This window comes from Parundibacterium terreum (assembly GCF_014636315.1).
Lineage (GTDB): Bacteria > Pseudomonadota > Gammaproteobacteria > Burkholderiales > Burkholderiaceae_D > Undibacterium > Undibacterium terreum.
The window spans coordinates 807894-826239 of the sequence record NZ_BMED01000003.1 but is presented as its reverse complement, the minus strand read 5'-3'; the positions used below and the strand labels follow the sequence as shown (position 1 = coordinate 826239).

The following is an 18346-nucleotide window of genomic DNA, read 5'->3' as shown; positions in this document are numbered from 1 at the left end:
CTAAATGAAAAGCGCCATGAAATTTGACGGAATAGTTGGCGACACCGGAATCGGTGAACGATGCGGGGCTCTCCCTATGCATGTAACAGTTCATATGCACGCTATAGGCCTTTCTGCTAGTCCGTGTCTCCCAACTCGATATGTAATGCAGCTGCTACGCCCTTACCATAGGCGCTGTCGGCCTGTAGGCAGTTGCGTATATGTCGCAATTGGATTTCGCGCGGCGCAGCGCCCAATGAGCGCGCAGTGTTGTCGAACAGTATTTGACGCTGCTGCTGTGTCATTAGGCGGAAAAGTGCGGCCGGCTGTGAGAAATAGTCTTTGTCTTGGCGATGGTTCCAGCGGGCTGCAGCACCGTTCAGCGCAAGCGGCGGTTCCCGATAGTCAGGTTGCTCGGCCCATTCTCCCTGGTCGTTGGGCTGATAGGACACCGTGTCACCATGATTACCGTCGACGCGCATGGCACCGTCCCGGTGGTAGCTGTGTACTGGACAGCGCGCAGCGTTCACCGGAATGAGACCATGGTTAACGCCCAGTCGGTAGCGCTGTGCGTCGCCATAGGAAAATAGGCGTGCCTGTAACATTTTGTCAGGAGAAAATCCTATCCCGGGGGGCACATTTGCTACATTGAAAGCTGACTGCTCGACCTCCGCGAAGTAGTTCTTCGGATTGCGGTTAAGTTCAATCTCACCGACCTGTATCAGCGGGAATTGACTGTGCGGCCAGATCTTAGTCAGATCGAACGGGTTGTAGTCAAGACCAAACGCTTCTGCTTCCTGCATGATTTGAACAAAAAGAGTCCATTTAGGATGGGCTCCTTGCGCAATACTCTCGTACAAATCGCGCTGATGACTCTCGCGGTCGTTACCAATGATCTTTTCCGCCTCGTCATCGCTCAGATTTTGAATTCCCTGTTGCGATTTAAAGTGAAATTTCACCCAGAAGCGCTGATTCTCCGCATTAATGAAGCTGAAGGTATGGCTTCCAAAACCGTGCATGTGCCGGTAGCTTGCAGGGATCCCGCGATCACTCATCACAATGGTGATTTGATGCAATGCTTCTGGCAATGATGTCCAAAAGTCCCAGTTATTCTTGGCACTCCGGAGATTAGTGCTCGGGTCGCGCTTGACCGCATGATTGAGATCAGGGAACTTCAGCGGATCGCGGAAAAAGAATACCGGAGTATTGTTACCGACCAGGTCCCAATTTCCCTCCTCTGTGTAAAACTTGACCGCAAAACCCCGGATGTCGCGCTCAGCATCGGCGGCGCCGCGCTCACCAGCGACTGTCGAAAAACGCATGAAAATCTCGGTCTTTTTTCCTATTTGAGAAAATAGCTTCGCTCGCGTATAGCGCCTGATGTCATGTGTGACAGTGAAAGTTCCATAGGCGCCTGAGCCTTTGGCGTGCATGCGCCTCTCAGGAATGACTTCTCGATCAAAGTGGGCAAGCTTCTCAAGGAACCAAACGTCCTGTAGCAGCTGGGGTCCACGCGGTCCCGCGGTCAACACGTTTTGATTGTCTGACACAGGAGCCCCTGCCATTGTGGTCAACTTCTTCTTTTCGTTCATGGTCATCCGTTTTCTCTTAAAATTGAGCTTAATAGTTTTGTTTCAGATCATCTTATTTCGGGGGTAACGCTATTCAGAGTTCGAAATATGAATATCGGCTAAAAATTTCCATTCAGCGGCAGCCACGAAAAGCCGCGGGTGTCATCCCTACCAGCAGAGCAAAGCGTGTAGTGAAATAGCTCTGGCTCTTATATCCCACCGCGAACGCGACATCGACAATCGCCATATCGTCTTCAATAAGCATTTTTTTGGCTGCATCTATACGACACCGCGTAATGAACTGATGAGGCGAATCGCCCGTGGAGTGCCTGAACATCCTGGCAAAATGAAATGGACTCATATCGAGCTGTCCGGCGATATCGCGAAAGCCAATATCGTCTCGATAATGATCACGTACAAAGTCGATCGCGCGCCTCACTTTATAGCGTGGCAATCCTCCTAACGAAGCGCTATTGACTGGCGCATCACTATAGGTAGACAGAAGATGCTGGCCAATGACGACGGCCACTGACTCAATATAGGATTTTTCCGCATGACGACGGAGCCTGAGCTGCCGCTCAATCCCGCGCGCCATATGCCATAGAAAAGGGTCAACCGACTTAAGTTGCTCGGTCAAGTGATAGCTGCCAATCTCGTTGACTTGGGCCAATGCATCCAAAAATGCAGGTTTCAGCATGATGCTGGTCAGCTCAGCTTCCCCATCCCACTCCAGGCTATGAGCGCAGCCTGCAGGGATAATCGAGACATGTCGATCTGTGAGCTTAGTTTTTTGTTGATCACCGGTGTTGGGACCGTTACTCAAGATCACGGAAGTGCGCGTGCAGGGAGCTACTATTGCGTGGGTTTCATGTGCATTTGCGATCGATTTGGACCACGATGCGTTCCCTGTCCAGACGTACATTCCTTCGCAGTGAGCTTCGAGCGCCTCATCGTCTGTGTGAGCGCGGTCAAACAAAACATCCATTATTTGGCCTCCAGTATGCTCAAATAGAACCGCTCCCTAAATCCAATTTCTAAATCAGCTAGGTGTCAGAAGGGGCGTTGACGAATGGGCAGACATGCCATTCGAACTTCGGTCCATCTCTATTCGTCCAAACATTGGACGAATACTTGAACGCAGCTTATCGTCAACGTGAGCGTCGCCACAATTACATATAAGTGTTATTTGCCATGATTTCGCCGCATCTCGGTGCTTGGGCCATTGCGTCCATCACACAGAAAATGTGTGTTGCGCTTTGATTTCCAAAAAATTCCAGGAAGAACCGGTGGAACATAGATAAAGCGTAGATGGAAAGGCAGGCAAAAGCAGCGTGCATTCCGTTTGCGCGAGATGTACAGAAGCGGGTGTGAACGAATTGTGTCCGATAGCGCCGGCGACTAGATTTTGTAGCGTTCATTGCATATTTTGCATTACACCTCCCCGCCGTTCGCGTCTTTACAAATCCGCAATAAAGGCTAACGGCCACAGCGATCGCAACTATTCTGCGGGCAGGCTGCCGCACCCATCCCTCTTTCGGACAATAGACAATTCGCTAGCGAAAGACATACTGTTAAGCATTCTTTGAATTTCTTCTGCGAATTCAAATTTATTTAACGTTACATCGAAAGATAGCCATGACTTCCCAAAGAATTAGTGACGAAAGAGCCCGCAAAAGTTTTCAAGATTTGAATCGACTGAATAATGTCCGGAAAAGCATTTGTCTTGTCGTCTTAGCTAGCAGTTCAATGCTTTTAACAACCACACCTACCTTTGCCGCAGACCTGCAGACTTCAATCCAACACGGACAGCAGATTGCGCAAACCTGTGTGGCGTGCCATGGGATCGACGGCAATACGGCAAGTCCTGCGCTTTACCCGAACTTGGCCGGACAAGCCCCCGCATACTTGGAATTGCAACTGGTAAATTTCAAGAGCGGGGAACGTCCCAACGCAATCATGAAGGGTTTTGCAGCTTCGTTGAAAGATTCCGACATGCATGACGTTAGTGAATATTTCGGAGCACAAACAGCAAAACCGCAAGCATCATCAAATCGTGACTTAGAAGAAGAGGGGAAACGCATATTTACAAAGGGAAGCTCAGCCGGCGCACCGGCTTGTGCGAGCTGCCATGGTGCCCAAGGACATGGGCAGGCTGCATTTCCCCGCGTTGCCTCTCAACCAGCAAGCTACACGCTGGAGCAATTACATGTCTATCGTGACGCTCCGAAGTTCAATAATCCCTTGGCAACGGTTATGAAGGGTGTCGCTGTCAAGTTGAGCGAGGATGAGATGAAATCAGTATCGGCGTACATCGCAACAATTCCGTAGACCTGCCACGATTTTCGCCTCCACTCGATAAAGCAAAGATATAGAAAATCGGGATTTTATTTCCGCATTGTCTTGGGAAAAACTCGGCGAGATCCGTTGAGGGATTGCAGCTATCACACCACTATTAACTGCTTCCCAGCGATTTTTGCTCACCCGGCGCGACGCGACTCCGATCCAAATTCCATTGCATGACGATCACGCAGCAGAGAACAGTGATCGGAAAAAGTAAGGCAAAAAAAAACCGATAGCGCGGTAAGCAAATGCAGCGAGGGCCGCACCAGCGCCAAACGCTGCGAGAGGCCAAACAAATTTTGAGCAGCGTGCTTCGGCCACGTCGTCGACTCCGCCGAGTAGCACATCTATAGTATCGATGACAATTTGCGTTACATTTCCCGTCATCATCGATGTCGGCGCCAAATGAGACAACAATAAGCGGCCAGTCGCGCTATGCACGCCCATTGCGGCACTGCCAAATAAACCCGCAACCATTGCGCAAGGAGTAGTCTCTTGCTCTATTGGCGAGGCCAGCCATCCACACAACATGAATCCGCACAACAATGATATCTGTAAAACCAAAGATAACGTCAGGGCGGGCCATTCACGACACTGGGAAACAGCGATCAAAACACGAGCGACAGCAACTCCAATAACAAATGCAGGAATGGCCAAAATCTTTAAGAGGATAGCGGCCCGAGAAGGATCAGCCATCCCCGCACCAATAAGCACGAAGTTCCCGGTAACATGGGCTGTGAACAGCCCAAACAGCGCAATAAATCCCAAGGTGTCCACATACCCCGCAACGCAACCCAAACTTATTCCTTGAAACTGATTCCGACGATTTTCATCCATACTTTGATTTTTCTAACTTCAGCACTATTACTTAAGGGCTCGACCAATGCTATCGGAGAGCGATACCAAACTGTTGGCTCCAAGCGCGTTACATCCAGGAAAAACCTTGGGTTCGCTAGGCAACTTGCAGCCTATGTAAGCCCGCGTACTCCTAAAAGAATAAATATCCCGCTGAACACGGAAGGGGCGAAGCCAAATTCTGTGGTGCTGACCAACATAAATGCGATGCTTGCGATATGATGCGTTCTCGAATTCCCCTAGATGTGGCACTAAAGATGAAACAACCTCTCAAACGACGACCGCTCACTGGTATGTCTGAATAAGGTATATTCCAAATTCGTAGACGGGACCGACCGGTGATCCATAAGAAAGTTAGCGAAGCGTATCGTTAGTCAAGTGCACCGGTGCGAAATCCTCTATCTCATAGCGATCTAAAAAATTAGATCCGAACTGCTGATTTTCATTTGAGATCAATAGCAGCGAATTTGTTTTTTTTCCTGTACGCTCACGCGATTTGCTTACCGGACATGTACTGCCGAACCCAAATCGTGCATGCCTCGCAAAGAATGATCGCAAAGACGAGTTGCGTGACAGTTGAACTTTATGTGTCCCGGCAAGAATACAACCGTCGAGATAGGTAATTTCGAATCTACATTCAAAGTCGATCGTTGATGACCTTGACCAAACTTGGAGCAAATTATCTGCGGCGAAGAACGATCCCACTACTGCCATAGACTTCTGATTGCTATGCTTTATTTGAATACGCCTAATGCCAATTTTTTCTTGGTTCCCAAAATCGTCATCAGAAATATGATGCTTTGTGTCGCCAGCCGGCGTTGCAGTTTTCATTTCAAAACTCCCCAAATATGATGCCACGCTTAATCGGATCAAGGCCGATACGACTTGGATAAATGCTCCATTAGTCCTTTGAATTAGGTTTCCGACAGCCACTAACCGGCATTTCGTGATCGAAAACAGTACCACTTGGCGACTGGAACCCGTAGTTCATGGTAGGCGGAAATCCTCGAAGTTTGAATAGGGTAAAAGTGGGAGTAAACATATGCTGAATAGACTAGTTGGGTGCCAGCGATATGATGCGTGAGCATCGTGAGACGAATGTCGCAAGCTTCTGCCTCCCTCGAATCCAGCTTTTTTCATTTTTCGTTGACGAGAGACGCAGCTTGCCGTTTCAGACACCTGGAAACAAGATTTTCCTATCCCCCAATTTGGGGATGGAAATTTCGTTTTTTAGCCGTTATCGTCGTCACCTTCGCTTGAGCAGATCAGCATTTGATATCTATATTTCAACTTTGCGGTGAGTGCAGCGCTCTAACACGCGAAACTTCAGGCTTAAAGCCTAGCGTTTTAGGCATCAGGATTTTTAGGAACATGGAAATTCAATTGGCACAAATTTCTGGCGCGATTGCCGGCGGTCTTATCGGCGGCTTATCCGGCTTTGTCGCTAACAACTTCCAGAGGTATTTGCAAACGCGGCGACTGCGCCGAAATGTGGCATGTGCACTTTTAGGTGAAATTGAAGCTTTACGATGCAAGATTCGGGATGATTATCTAGGACGACTCGAAATCGAAATAGCCGCATTGCAGACAGAAAGACGCTTCGCTAGCAATCACTTTCGAGGAGAAAAAGATTACGCAATAGTGTTTCGCTCACTTGGTCAACATATAGGCCTGTTATCTGCCCCGCTGCCACGAGATCTCGTAGCTTGGTATATAGGCCTCGCGGTGTGCCAAGAAAGAGCGCGAGAATTTCACGATTCAACAATGCGTCTAGATCCGGACCAAATCGATCACGCAATTGATTTATTACAATTACAGCATTCCGGTTTTTCCGAACTTGTAAACAAAGCCGCTCCATTGCTGGAGCAATTGGCCCGCCTTTGATCGTAAGAATGAATAGGAAATATTGGGGCTTTATTTTCTATTTTTATGAATGCCGAACGAAGCAACGTGGTATCGCTCTTGCTCGTAGCTCTAAGCTGTTTCAGCCACCTATAGATATACGGAGAAAAATTTTGCACATCCGCTTGGACAAATTCAATAAAAACCCCGGAGTCGTTACAGAACAATCCCACGCTGAAGTAATCCTATCGATTGACGACGAAATCAGAGGTTTGGTTGCGACAGCTAGGATTTTGAAGAAACTTGCCGTTGTTGCCTTGCTCGGGAGCATAGCTACGGTTGTATGGTATTTTTGGTTTTGATGTCTAGATTTTCTAAATTACGGGCGGGAAAGAAGGAATACTGACTTCTATCCCACTCCGGTAACTCGTTATAAGTGGGGGGTATTAACACTACTTTGAGCAGTCGCAGAGCTTAATACACATCCAAGCAGGTTTTTCCCTTCGGCGCGACAATCCGCGCTCCAATCCCACGCAGGCTGGGCTAACGAGCCAAAGATGAAACCCACCACGGCCAACATAATGACAACAACCGTAGCTCGTTCTTTCGGCCCAGGTTCTCGCCCAATCCACGCTGAGAATCAACGAACTTGACGGCCGATCAAATAGGCTATTGGAACAAATAATGCAACTCCAAATGAAATTACTCCCACCGAAAACATTCCCATACGTTTTTACCTTTTTAATTTAATTGCTATATGAAAACTAGATAATGCCTGAAATTATGACCTGAGATTAATGTTCGTCCAGGATCGCGCTCGAAATGTGAGGCCGCTTTCAGTGCGGCTCAAAAGGTAGCGGCTTCTGACCCTTGCTTAAAACGGCCTCTGGCTCCGCGATGATTCGCGAACTCCGTTGCCCGGTAAAATACCACCAAAACCATTGCGTATATACTCGAATGCGATTTTGTGCATGAGGCAGTGACATAATGTGAATAAAAGCCCAAATCAGCCATGTGACAAACCCACTCGTGTGCATTTTTTCGGTCTGAAGCAACGCGAAGTTCTTTCCTACAACGGCCATATTGCCTTTGTCGTTGTATCGAAACGGTTGCGCACCGACGCGACCTCGGACACGATCAGCAATCACATTGCCCACATATTTTCCCTGCTGTAGGGCGACCTGAGCTACACCGGGCAAAGGCTTATTGTCTTGTAGAACACCCGCTGTATCTCCTATTGCGAATACTTCCATGTGCCCTGGCACCTCTAAATATGGTCCAACCAAAACCCGTCCAGCTCGATCAGTCTTGGCACCTAACCAGTCGCCTAATGGGAACGGTTTCACTCCCGCTGTCCAAATGACCGTCGAGCTTGGAATGCGAACACCGGCCGCTACAACACCGTCCGCATCAATATTTTCGACCATCACGCCAGTTCGAATTTCTACGCCGATCTTTTTGAGTTGAGCAGTAGCCTTTTCGGATAACTCATCGCCGTAGGCCGGCAATATGCTTTTTCCTCCTTCAAGCAATATGATTGAAGCACTCGAAGGATCGATGCGCCGAAAATTCGATCTCAGCGTGGTGGCAGTCATTTGTGCTAGCGACGCTGCCAGTTCAACTCCGGCAGGACCACCTCCTACTAATACGAATGTCATATGACGTTTTTGTTCATTGAGATCGTCTTCCAACTCGGCTCGTTCGAACGCGCCAAGTATCCGATCTCGAATGCGCCTGGCGTCCGTCAGCGTCTTGAGGCCGGGGGCAAACTCTGAGAACCGATCATTCCCAAAATACGTCGGGTGAGTTCCGGTAGCTAGAATCAGAAAGTCGTACGGGACCCTTCTGGCAGACTGATTTTCACAGTCGACGACCACTTCACGGCCAGCGGTATCTACTCCCACTACTTCGCCCATTATTACGCTCAAATTTTCCTGAGAATCAGATAGTTGACGGATGGGTGAGGCGATTTCCGACTCAGATAATACGGAAGTCGCAACCTGATAAAGTAGCGGTTGGAAGACATAATGGTTTCTGCGGTCGATGAGCAAAACCTCAACGGGAGTTTTTTTCAAAGCGCGCGCAGCAGCTGTGCCCCCGATACCGCCTCCAACAATAACAACACGTGGCAGGATCTCCTTCACTGCTCTTTCAGGCAAACGTAGCGCCTCATCTAATTCGTCGTGCATCATTAGTCTCCTTGTGTATTGCCAGTTGCGCCCATAAATCAGCCGTGGTCGCGCAAAAGCACGACCAGGGTAATTTTCCAGCGGGAACGGTAACAAGGGAATCCCCCAAACGATGGGTGGCGATTTGGAAGTGATATCCCCAAACAGCTTATTCTCATAAAAGACCACATAGGCTGCGAATATAAAAGACGTCTCGCCGGAACCACATCGACTTCATGCTGCGGCCATGCTTGGCCTATATTTTGGTGGCGAACCTAGTTTAAGCAGGATATTTTGTGGAATCTGCTTCGTAACTAACCTTTATAGGCAGCAAAGCTTTTGCCCCGATGCGAATTACGGAAGATTGCATCAATACAGCATTGACGTTCTCAGTTCCAGTGTGAAGGTGACCAATTTTGAAAGTACTCACGAGTCTCGCTAGATTGTCCGCCTGGCCTTGCAAGGAATTTGCAGCTGCGGCAGCTTCTTCGACAAGGGCAGCATTTTGTTGCGTAGCGTCGTCCAATTGCAGTATTGCTTCATTAATCTGCTCTATGCCAACCGTCTGTTCATGACTGGCAGCCAGTATCTCGGCCATGATGTCGGTCACTTGCTGGATGCTGGTAACAATTTCGCCCATGGTGACCCCTGCTTGATCGACCAATTGGGAACCGGCATCAACCTTGTGTACTGAGTCACCAATGAGTGTTTTGATCTCCTTTGCCGCAGCGGCGGAACGTTGCGCCAGATTCCGTACTTCTGTCGCCACAACGGCAAAACCACGGCCCTGCTCGCCAGCGCGAGCCGCCTCTACCGCTGCATTGAGCGCCAAAATATTGGTCTGGAAGGCAATGCCGTCAATAACACTGATAATGTCGAATATTTTTTTGGATGATGCGCTGATAGACCCCATCGTGCTAACGACTTCTGCGACCACCTTGCCTCCTTTGACTGCAACATCCGAGGCGGATAAAGCCAATTGGTTAGCTTGCCGGGCATTATCGGCATTCTGCTTCACAGTAGAAGTTAACTCTTCCAATGATGACGCAGTTTCTTCCAATGAGCTCGCTTGTTGCTCGGTGCGCGAAGAAAGGTCGAAATTACCCGTTGCGATCTGATGAGATGCAGTTGCAATTGTCTCAGTTCCGATGCGCACCTGACCTACAATATTGGCTAAGCTTTCCTGCATTTCCTTCATCGCCCTCAATAAGCTGGGACGATCAATGTCGACAACCTTGACCATCATCGATAGATCGCCCGAGGCAATTCCGCCGGCGATCTCCACCGCATATTGTGGCTCTCCCCCGAGCTGGCGAACGAGGCTACGCGTAATTAAGACAGCAGCCACGATACCGGTCATCAAGGCGATACTACCGAATGCAAGGACCAAGGCACGCGCAGTGGTGTAAATCTGTTCAGCGTCTGCAATAGCCTTGGCATTGTGCTTTTCCTCATATGCAGTAAATTCATTGATCGTGGCCCACCATTTTCTTTGTATAGGGCGAAGATCGGCACGCAGTATCCTGAACGCTTCATCGGTCTGTTCTTGGAGGGCTGTCTCGGCGGCTCGATTGATGTAGGGTTCAGCTAATTTTGCCTGCTCCCCGATACTATTAAATAGGTCTCGCTCTTCTGTGCCGTCCAACATAGATGCCAATTTTTGCTCGGCGGCGGCATATTTGATGGATTGCGCTTTGATCCTATCGACTTCAGCCTGAATCTCCTCTTTCTCTTTGAGCAAAATAAGATTGCGTAAGGCAAGTTCGCGGTCGGTCGTGGTCAAATACATCGCGGAAGCTAATTTGACTTGGGCATCATTTATGTTAACGATGTCGTCCATTTTGTTTTTTAGTTTGGCCATACGATTCACGCTCATCACTACAATAATCAATAGCGTGGTAAGAACAAGGGAGAAGCCTAGTGTTAGACGAGTGGAGACTTTCATTCTTCCAAAATTCATCAAATTTCCTTTCAATTGCATTTAGCAGGATTCTAATAAGACCATTCCGTGTAGCGAGTCCCTGTTAGTCTCATCGAGGTCGCGAACTGTGTTAACAATCGCGTTCGATCCGACATGCAATGTGCCGGCCCACTGACTCCATTGGCGCTATCTCTAAAAGACACTGGGGAACTAACCGGAAAGTCTTTAACATTGCGGATGCCTTATATATCCTAAAAGGTCTGCGTTACGTATCCCCCATTCGGTATATTTCCGAGTGTTATTTTTCGTGCGGAATTAGCTTTTCTGACTCAATCTGCTCAATTAGGTACGGTGTAGGCGGCTCTATCCTTTTAGGTAAGGCGAGCTTGGGGATATTGTTTGTATATCGGCGCCGGACGTCGGCTCGAATTAAATATGGCGGACGAGGCAAATAATTCACCTACCAAAGCAACGGTGAGCTATCGCTGCATTTCATCAGCATATCCATCGGCATCATGTTGTGACGCAGGTGGGACATAATCCAGAGAGAACCCACGACGACAATGAGAACAATAAACATAGTTGTCGCGAATGCAAGAATGTTGGTGCGCTGCTCAGGCGCCGTATTGATGTGTAAGAAGAAAATTAGGTGAACGAGCATCTGCGCTATCGCAAGCACGCTCAGGGCGGCCAGGACGCTCGCAGAGGTCATCCAGGTGTTTGTGGACAAGATGAACGCAGCAGTAGGTAAGGATGCCGCCGAAATATATCCGATAAGATATCCGTGCCATGTCCCATGGCGCCCTCCATTCCGAATTCCAGGCGCTCCCTCAGAGACCTGCTCGTTAGAGGTTTGATGGTCAATCATACTCGTCCTCCGATGAGATAACTAAACTAATTTTCAAAAGGCGAAGTCTCATGGCTATTCGACGGCCTCCGCGACATGTTTACTTGAAAACTATCCTCGGGAGCTGATTACGTCCCTCACCGATAGAAAATGAATTCAGTTAAATTGGCAATGTCTCAATAATGCAGGATTAGCCGACGCGGAGCCTATCCCTCGCTTGGGGGATACCGATACTGCAGGTTGCAGCACTACCATGAACACGGGTTTTAAACGCCGATTTATCTTTGTGATGGATGCAACAAGTACTTTTGACTAGCCATCGCTGCGGGTACCAGAATTCGGTAAACGACTTCTGCCGCTGTCGGAGTCTCATGCTGAAGTAGATGGGTCTTAGCTGAATAGGAAGTCAAGTCGATGCTGAACGCAGTAAAAAATTTTATTTACAGTATGTTCTTCTGTTCGTCCGCACTTATTTCAGCTTTAGCAATCAATGAATGCATTCCCCCGGAAGCGCGAATGAAAACGGGGTTGGTCCTACAAATCTATGACTCAGACGTTCCGGACACGAGCTTGCTGAAATGTCTGAGATATCTGCCAGCAGACGAACTGGCGCATCGGCATTTTGCAAAAATTCAGTACAGGCATAGAGCCAAGATGATTGTAACTAATGCGGAGTATGACACTTTGGGTTTGAAGCTAGGCGACGAGGTGAAGTTTTTTCCGGAAGACTGTGAAATAGGAAAAATTTCGCAAATCAACAGAATATTGCGTCAAACAAAATAGGTGCTCCCAGCATGTTCTTTTGCTCGCTGAATTGACCCGGTCGTTTTGATCCAGCTTCCACTGCCAGGCAAAGGCGGCCACCCGGTCGTACGACCCCTTTAATCCTAATTCTTTTAGATCCAAGTGTAGTTGTTTCAGGCTGCGTCGCTGCTTGCAGTTTTTGCCTGCCTCGGTGTTTAACCAGCCTGAAAGCTGGAAAGTGCATTTGTCGATGGCGCAGGCTGTTTGCCGCTCCACGCAGGCCGGCTCTATCATTTCCGAGCGCAGATAGCGTCGGAAGGTATTTCGCGAAAAGCCGAGTCGTCTGGCGAATTCTCTCAGGGGAATCTGGTCACGAGTGTGCCAGCGTCGAATAATGCCTAGTAATGCCACGTGGATCACTCCAATCTCCTACTCATCACGATAAGTAGGATTGTGTTCTAAACGTGGGTCAGAATTACGTGCAAATTTCCCCGCAAAGTGGGTCAGTTTTCAATGCAACTCAACACCAAGCGTAAATCGGGAAGCATATTAGCCGCGCAGGCATACATCCGGCTAAAACTTCTCACAGGGTTATGGCTAGGAGACCTGCTGAGAATTACGATGTCCGACATCCAGGAAGACGGTCTGCACGTAACTCCAAGGAAAACAGAAAGTACAACTGGAAAAACAATCATCTATGCATGGTCTGATGAACTCAGAGGGGCAGTGGCCCTAGCTAAGTCAGTGCGCCCTAGAGAAATATCGCCATACCTTTTTTGTACTTTGAAGGGAGAGTGCTATTTCAAGGAAAATGGACGTGCTGGCGGCTGGGAGTCATTATGGCGAAATTTCATGGCAAGGGTCTTTGCAGAAACGCAGGTCACTGAAAGGTTTACCGAGCATGACTTAAGAGCCAAATGCGCTAGCGACGCCGATTCACTGGCGCATGCGCAACAATTATTGGGACATGCCGACAGCAAAGTCACCCAGCGGGTATATCGCCGAAAGGCTGAAATAGTCCAACCGCTGCGCTGAGCAATTTGATTTGAATAGCGCAATCGTGCTGAATAGTGCAAAAAATAAGGCTCCTACAAAGGGAGCCTTATAAATACTGGCGGAGAAAGGGGGATTCGAACCCCCGGTAGGCTATGAACCTACACACGCTTTCCAGGCGTGCGACTTAAACCACTCATCCATCTCTCCTGATTCGTTTCGCAAAGTGTTGCATCTGCGAAGCACGCAATTATAGCAGAACTTTTTTCAGGTATGAAGTTTTTCTTGCGCCAACTATTCTACAATGATTTTAAGTATAAAAATTGCAACACCTTCGCCCCAAGCAGCGTGCGCGCAACTATTTATTTATCCTTTTAATTTTAGCGCCCCCAAGGGATGCAAACCCCTCCAGCCTGTGCCTCCGCTCCTACACCTGCTTGCAGCTTTTACAAAACGCGACATTCATACTCTTGGCCCAGCCGTTATAATGCCGCACCATGAACTTATTAAAAACGCTAGCCACCATTAGTGGCATGACGATGCTGTCGCGTATTACCGGTCTGATCCGTGATGTCTTGATCGCCAGCGCCTTTGGCGCCACCGGACATACCGACGCCTATAACATCGCTTTCCGCATTCCCAATCTGCTGCGCCGCGTGTTTGCCGAGGGCGCTTTCGCACAAGCCTTTGTGCCTATCCTGGCTCAATACAAGTCCCAGCAAGGCCATGACGTGACCAAGCATCTGGTGGATCATGTAGCGACGCTGCTGACCTGGGTGCTCGTGATCACCTGCGTGGTCGGTGTGGTCGCTGCGCCGGCTGTGGTGTATATGGTTGCCACGGGCTTCCATTCCAAACCGCAGATATTCGATCTGGCCGTGGTCATGACCCGTATCATGTTTCCCTACATAGGCTTTATGTCACTGGTGGCCCTGGCAGGCGGCATACTGAATACCTGGCGCGAGTTCAAGATACCGGCATTCACACCTGTGCTGCTGAATCTGTCGTCAATCGCTGGCTCCCTGCTATTGGCACCGCTATTGAAAGAGCCCATCTATGCACTGGCGATTGCAGTGTTCGTTGGCGGCGTGCTGCAACTGGCGATACAGGTTCCCGCCCTGGTCAAGATAGGCATGATGCCAGCCATAAGCCTCAACCCCCTTCCTGCCTTGCGTGATTCCGGCGTGCGGCGCGTGCTGATCAATATGGGGCCGGCGATCTTCGCAGTATCGGCGTCCCAAATCAGCATACTGATTAATTCTAACCTCGCTTCGCGCTTGCAGGAAGGAAGTATTTCCTGGCTGGGTTATGCAGACCGCCTGATGGAATTTCCCACGGCGCTGCTGGGCGTGGCACTGGGTACAATACTCTTGCCCAGCCTGTCAAAAGCAAACGCGGACGGCGATCATGCAGAATACTCAGCGCTGCTGGATTGGGGCTTGCGCCTGACCTTCCTGCTAGCGATGCCCTCGGCAGTCGGCCTGGCAACACTGTCCGAACCCCTGACGGCATCCTTATTCCATTACCACCAGTTCAGCGCAGACGCGGTGCATAAAACGGCAACGGCCCTCATCGCTTACGGCGCCGGGCTGATCGGCCTGATCGTGGTAAAGATCCTGGCGCCGGGCTTTTACGCCAAACAGGATATCAAGACACCGGTCATGATCGCGGTAGGCGTGATGCTGGCTACGCAAATGATGAACTACCTGTTTGTACCGAAACTCGCGCATGCAGGCCTTGCATTGTCGGTAGGTCTGGGCGCCTGTATCAATGCCGGCTTCCTGTACATAGGGCTGACAAGAAAGGGCATCTACCAGCCGCAAAAAGGCTGGCTACTATTCCTGATCAAGCTGATTGCTGCGCTGTTCTTGATGGCAGGCGTTGCACTAAGCGTAGCCGGCCATTTCGATTGGATTACCATGCAGGCCACACCAGTCAAGCGCCTGCTGGCATTGGCGCTGGTACTGGCAAGCTGCGGTATTGTCTATTTTGGCGCGTTGCTGATCATGGGATTCAGGCCCAGGGATTTCCGCAAGGTGGCGCGGGTGTAGATCCGCGATATAAAAACATCTAGAAAGCAAAACAGGCAGAGGATTCGCATCCCCTGCCTGTTTTTTTAGCTCAACCCAAAGCTTAGTTCTTGCCTTCGATCTGCTCCCATTTTTCCAGCGCTTCCAGCAACTGCTCGTCGATCTGCGCAAACCTGTCGTTCAGCTTCTTCGCTTCATCTGCGCCATTCTTATACAGATCAGCGTCATTCAGCTTTTCCGTAATACTCTTCTGCTCTGCTTCCAGTTGCGCGATCAGCTTAGGCAACTCATCCAGCTCGCGCTGCTCCTTGTAGCTGAGCTTTTTCTTCGCTGCAGGTGCAGGCGCAGCTTTTACTTCGGCCTTGGCTTCTACTTTAGCAGCAGGCTTGTTCGCAGTAACTGTCGGGCGATAGCGCTCCCAATCGGTATAACCGCCGATAAATTCGCGCCACTGGCCTTCGCCTTCAGACACAATCACCTGCGTCACCACGTTGTCCAGGAAAGTACGGTCATGGCTGACCAGGAAGACGGTGCCCTTATAATCTTCCAGCAATTCTTCCAGCAACTCCAACGTATCGATATCCAGGTCATTGGTCGGTTCATCCAGCACCAGCACATTGGCCGGCTTGGCAAACAAGCGCGCCAGCAACAGGCGGTTACGCTCGCCGCCGGACAGGGACTTGACCGGCGAACGCGCGCGTTCCGGTGCGAACAGGAAGTCATTCAGGTAGGACATTACATGCTTGCGCTGGCCATTGATTTCCACCCAGTCGCTACCTGGTGCAATCGTATCGGCCAGGCTGGCGTCTTCATTCAACTGCGCACGCATCTGATCGAAATACGCGATCTGCAGCTTGGTGCCCTGCTTGATGGTGCCGCTATCCGGCTGGTCTTCGCCCAGGATCAATTTCAGCAAGGTAGTCTTGCCGGCGCCATTGGCACCGATCAGGCCTATCTTGTCGCCGCGCATCAGGATCGCGCTGAAATCGCGTACGATGACTTTCTCGCCAAAGCTCTTGTTGACATTTTCCAGTTCCGCCACGATCTTGCCAGAGCGCTCGCCGGTAGATACATCCAGCTTGACCTGTCCTTGCTGATCGCGGCGTATGCTGCGCTGCACGCGCAATTCTTCCAGGCGTTTTACCCGGCCCTCGTCACGCACGCGGCGCGCCTTCACGCCCTTGCGTATCCATATCTCTTCCTGAGCCAGGAATTTATCAAACTTGGCGTTTTCCACTTCCTCCACTTCCAGCTGTTCTTCCTTGCGGGTCTGGTAGGTGGTGAAATTGCCGGGGTAAGAAGTCAGCTTGCCGCGATCCAATTCAATAATGCGGGTAGAGACATTGTCCAGGAAGCTGCGATCATGGGTGATGAACAGCACGCTGCCCTTGAAGTCGCGCAGCAGGCCTTCCAGCCACATGATGGAACTGAAATCCAGATGGTTGGTCGGTTCATCGAGCAGCAATACATCAGGCGCGCTCACCAATGCGCAAGCCAGCGCCACGCGCTTCTTCATCCCGCCGGACAGCGTGCCCATGATGGCATCTGCCTTCAGGTTCAGCTTGTCCAGCGTGGTTTCTACCTTATTGGTCAGGCTCCAGGCATCGGCCGCATCCAGTTTGACCTGGATGTCATGCATGCGCTCCATCAGCGCATCATCATTGTCGCCGCCAAACTGTCCTGTCAGCGCCTCATACTCTTGCAACAATGCCTGCATGTCACCCATGCCGGATGCCACTGCATCAAATACGCTGAGGTCGGCAGAGAATTGCGGTTCCTGCTCTACATACGCAATCTTTAGGCCCTGCTGCATCACCAGCAAGCCGTCATCCAGCTTGGATGTGCCTGCGATAATTTTGAGGAGGGAAGATTTACCGGTACCGTTACGACCGATCAAGCCGACCCGCTCCGAGGTTTCCAGTGAAAATTCTGCATGATCGAGCAAGGCCACGTGCCCAAAGGCCAATTGGGCATCGCTAAGTGAAATGACTGCCATAAATACTTGATTACCGGTTAATACGACCTGATCAGGAGCCTAACAGCGCCCTAAAAGCGTAATTTGGATGAATAAAGGCAGTATTGTACCGACAAGCCGGAGTTCCCACCTATTTATTCCATTGATTGGGAATGGCGCTGGCCCATGCACAGGAGTCTGGCGGGGCGGAGAAATGCAGAAATTTTTGCTTTTCCTGCATTTTTTTGTAAATTTTATTTGAGCGAATAATTACAGGTAGGGTAAGATGGCAGACTTTCCAGGGTATGCAAATATCCTAGAGTCTCTCCGTAGCACAATGGATAGTGCACATGCCTCCTAAGCGTGGGATACAAGTTCGATTCTTGTCGGAGGGACCAAACCCCTTCTCCACCCGCCCTCTCTCCACGCGATGCAAACAAAGCCTCAAAGGCTTTTAAGCACCTGCATAAAATCATCAATCTTTCGTGCGGATGAGTCCTGGCTTGCTACCAGGTTCTGCTCGATACAGATTCCGCCAAAGAACACGATCACTAGGTCAGCAATCGCATCTGCCGGCATTTTGGGTTTCTCGGCTTCAATATTCTTGATCAGCAACCCGCGCATCCGGGCCCGCCCTTCGGTCACGATCTGATTCGCTTCTTCTGGCAGGTCGGCAAACTCGCGCATGGAATTAATGGAAAAACAACCTTTGCGTCCATCCAGCTTGCCCTGCGCTACCCGCAGGAATTCTTCGATATTATCCCAGCCCAGCGGCTCGGTTGACAGGCGCTGGACACCCCCGCGGTTTTGCAGGTAATGGCGGAGGCTGGCAAGAAACAGGTCTTCCTTATCCTTGAACTCTGAATAGAGCCCGGATTTATTCACGCCGGAGGCCTGCTCCAGGTCTGGTAGCTTGGTGCCTGCAAAGCCATGCTCCCAGAAGACAGGTATCACCTTTTCCAGAACACCCTCGCGGCTAAATTTTTTCGGTCGTCCCATATACCCATTATCGCTCAATGAACTATTTAGTTCAATATCTCTTGATCTGGAAATGACTTCGCCCGATAATGAACCAATTAGTTCAATACACATGCATCCTTAT

At 49.9% G+C, this 18346-nt stretch carries 14 protein-coding genes and 2 tRNA genes; 5 read left to right on the top strand and 11 right to left on the bottom strand.

Annotated features, from left to right (window positions below):
• Positions 1-116: 116 nt before the first annotated feature.
• Together IEW12_RS18385 and IEW12_RS18380 are read right to left on the bottom strand one after the other, a co-directional pair.
• Positions 117-1571 carry a catalase gene (locus tag IEW12_RS18385; RefSeq protein WP_188567591.1) on the bottom strand — a complete coding sequence of 485 codons (1455 nt, stop codon included), beginning with the start codon at positions 1569-1571 and terminating at the stop codon, positions 117-119.
• Between the two features lie 112 nt (positions 1572-1683).
• Complete coding sequence (locus IEW12_RS18380) at positions 1684-2535, bottom strand: AraC family transcriptional regulator (protein ID WP_188567500.1); 852 nt, start codon at positions 2533-2535, stop codon at positions 1684-1686.
• Between the two features lie 650 nt (positions 2536-3185).
• Here IEW12_RS18380 and IEW12_RS18375 point away from each other — a divergent pair.
• Positions 3186-3878, top strand: a complete 693-nt coding sequence (locus tag IEW12_RS18375; RefSeq protein ID WP_188567499.1) for a c-type cytochrome — start codon at positions 3186-3188, stop codon at positions 3876-3878.
• 195 nt (positions 3879-4073) lie between these two features.
• Here the strand turns inward: IEW12_RS18375 and IEW12_RS18370 are convergent, their stop codons facing one another.
• Both IEW12_RS18370 and IEW12_RS18365 read right to left on the bottom strand, forming a co-directional pair.
• Positions 4074-4727, bottom strand: coding sequence for a YoaK family protein (locus IEW12_RS18370; protein WP_308789144.1), 654 nt, complete (start codon positions 4725-4727; stop codon positions 4074-4076).
• 372 nt (positions 4728-5099) lie between these two features.
• Entirely contained in the window at positions 5100-5576 is a 477-nt protein-coding gene (locus tag IEW12_RS18365; protein WP_188567498.1) for a hypothetical protein, read from the bottom strand.
• A 540-nt stretch (positions 5577-6116) separates the two neighbouring features.
• On the opposite strand from IEW12_RS18365, the gene IEW12_RS18360 reads away from it, so the two are divergent.
• The gene (locus tag IEW12_RS18360) at positions 6117-6629 is read left to right on the top strand and encodes a hypothetical protein (RefSeq protein WP_188567497.1); all 513 of its coding nucleotides are present in this window, start codon (positions 6117-6119) and stop codon (positions 6627-6629) included.
• A gap of 794 nt (positions 6630-7423) precedes the next feature.
• Here the strand turns inward: IEW12_RS18360 and IEW12_RS18355 are convergent.
• The 4 genes from IEW12_RS18355 to IEW12_RS18340 all read right to left on the bottom strand — a co-directional run bounded on the left by IEW12_RS18355 (position 7424) and on the right by IEW12_RS18340 (position 12687).
• Positions 7424-8779, bottom strand: a complete 1356-nt coding sequence (locus IEW12_RS18355) for an NAD(P)/FAD-dependent oxidoreductase (protein ID WP_229751202.1) — start codon at positions 8777-8779, stop codon at positions 7424-7426.
• A 256-nt stretch (positions 8780-9035) separates the two neighbouring features.
• A complete protein-coding gene (locus tag IEW12_RS18350; RefSeq protein ID WP_229751201.1) occupies positions 9036-10736 on the bottom strand; it encodes a methyl-accepting chemotaxis protein in 1701 nt (566 codons plus the stop codon).
• 400 nt (positions 10737-11136) lie between these two features.
• A complete protein-coding gene (cyoD, locus tag IEW12_RS18345) occupies positions 11137-11544 on the bottom strand; it encodes a cytochrome o ubiquinol oxidase subunit IV (RefSeq protein WP_188567496.1) in 408 nt (135 codons plus the stop codon).
• Between the two features lie 675 nt (positions 11545-12219).
• Complete coding sequence (locus tag IEW12_RS18340; RefSeq protein ID WP_188567495.1) at positions 12220-12687, bottom strand: hypothetical protein; 468 nt, start codon at positions 12685-12687, stop codon at positions 12220-12222.
• Between the two features lie 93 nt (positions 12688-12780).
• Here IEW12_RS18340 and IEW12_RS18335 point away from each other — a divergent pair, with 93 nt between their 5' ends.
• Positions 12781-13302, top strand: a complete 522-nt coding sequence (locus IEW12_RS18335; RefSeq protein ID WP_188567494.1) for a tyrosine-type recombinase/integrase — start codon at positions 12781-12783, stop codon at positions 13300-13302.
• 77 nt (positions 13303-13379) lie between these two features.
• On the opposite strand, the gene IEW12_RS18330 is transcribed toward IEW12_RS18335, so the two are convergent.
• Positions 13380-13470: transfer RNA gene (locus IEW12_RS18330), tRNA-Ser, on the bottom strand.
• A gap of 287 nt (positions 13471-13757) precedes the next feature.
• On the opposite strand from IEW12_RS18330, the gene murJ reads away from it, so the two are divergent.
• Positions 13758-15311: a murein biosynthesis integral membrane protein MurJ gene (gene murJ, locus IEW12_RS18325; protein WP_188567493.1), complete on the top strand. Its 1554-nt coding sequence runs from the start codon at positions 13758-13760 to the stop codon at positions 15309-15311.
• A gap of 82 nt (positions 15312-15393) precedes the next feature.
• On the opposite strand, the gene IEW12_RS18320 is transcribed toward murJ, so the two are convergent.
• Positions 15394-17286, bottom strand: a complete 1893-nt coding sequence (locus IEW12_RS18320; protein WP_188567492.1) for an ATP-binding cassette domain-containing protein — start codon at positions 17284-17286, stop codon at positions 15394-15396.
• A gap of 281 nt (positions 17287-17567) precedes the next feature.
• Between IEW12_RS18320 and IEW12_RS18315 the strand changes: the two genes are divergently transcribed.
• Positions 17568-17642: transfer RNA gene (locus IEW12_RS18315), tRNA-Arg, on the top strand.
• 46 nt (positions 17643-17688) lie between these two features.
• Here IEW12_RS18315 and IEW12_RS18310 read toward each other — a convergent pair.
• Positions 17689-18336, bottom strand: coding sequence for a TetR/AcrR family transcriptional regulator (locus IEW12_RS18310; RefSeq protein WP_229751200.1), 648 nt, complete (start codon positions 18334-18336; stop codon positions 17689-17691).
• Positions 18337-18346 lie beyond the last annotated feature (10 nt).

Excerpts from the sequence above, each read along its gene's own strand:
- IEW12_RS18385 (WP_188567591.1), bottom strand. The coding sequence starts at position 1,571 with ATGAACGAAAAGAAGAAGTTGACCACAATGGCAGGGGCTCCTGTGTCA.
- IEW12_RS18380 (WP_188567500.1), bottom strand. The coding sequence starts at position 2,535 with ATGGATGTTTTGTTTGACCGCGCTCACACAGACGATGAGGCGCTCGAA.
- IEW12_RS18375 (WP_188567499.1), top strand. The coding sequence starts at position 3,186 with ATGACTTCCCAAAGAATTAGTGACGAAAGAGCCCGCAAAAGTTTTCAA.
- IEW12_RS18370 (WP_308789144.1), bottom strand. The coding sequence starts at position 4,727 with ATGGATGAAAATCGTCGGAATCAGTTTCAAGGAATAAGTTTGGGTTGC.
- IEW12_RS18365 (WP_188567498.1), bottom strand. The coding sequence starts at position 5,576 with ATGAAAACTGCAACGCCGGCTGGCGACACAAAGCATCATATTTCTGAT.
- IEW12_RS18360 (WP_188567497.1), top strand. The coding sequence starts at position 6,117 with ATGGAAATTCAATTGGCACAAATTTCTGGCGCGATTGCCGGCGGTCTT.
- IEW12_RS18355 (WP_229751202.1), bottom strand. The coding sequence starts at position 8,779 with ATGATGCACGACGAATTAGATGAGGCGCTACGTTTGCCTGAAAGAGCA.
- IEW12_RS18350 (WP_229751201.1), bottom strand. The coding sequence starts at position 10,736 with ATGCAATTGAAAGGAAATTTGATGAATTTTGGAAGAATGAAAGTCTCC.
- cyoD (WP_188567496.1), bottom strand. The coding sequence starts at position 11,544 with ATGATTGACCATCAAACCTCTAACGAGCAGGTCTCTGAGGGAGCGCCT.
- IEW12_RS18335 (WP_188567494.1), top strand. The coding sequence starts at position 12,781 with ATGCAACTCAACACCAAGCGTAAATCGGGAAGCATATTAGCCGCGCAG.
- murJ (WP_188567493.1), top strand. The coding sequence starts at position 13,758 with ATGAACTTATTAAAAACGCTAGCCACCATTAGTGGCATGACGATGCTG.
- IEW12_RS18320 (WP_188567492.1), bottom strand. The coding sequence starts at position 17,286 with ATGGCAGTCATTTCACTTAGCGATGCCCAATTGGCCTTTGGGCACGTG.
- IEW12_RS18310 (WP_229751200.1), bottom strand. The coding sequence starts at position 18,336 with ATGTGTATTGAACTAATTGGTTCATTATCGGGCGAAGTCATTTCCAGA.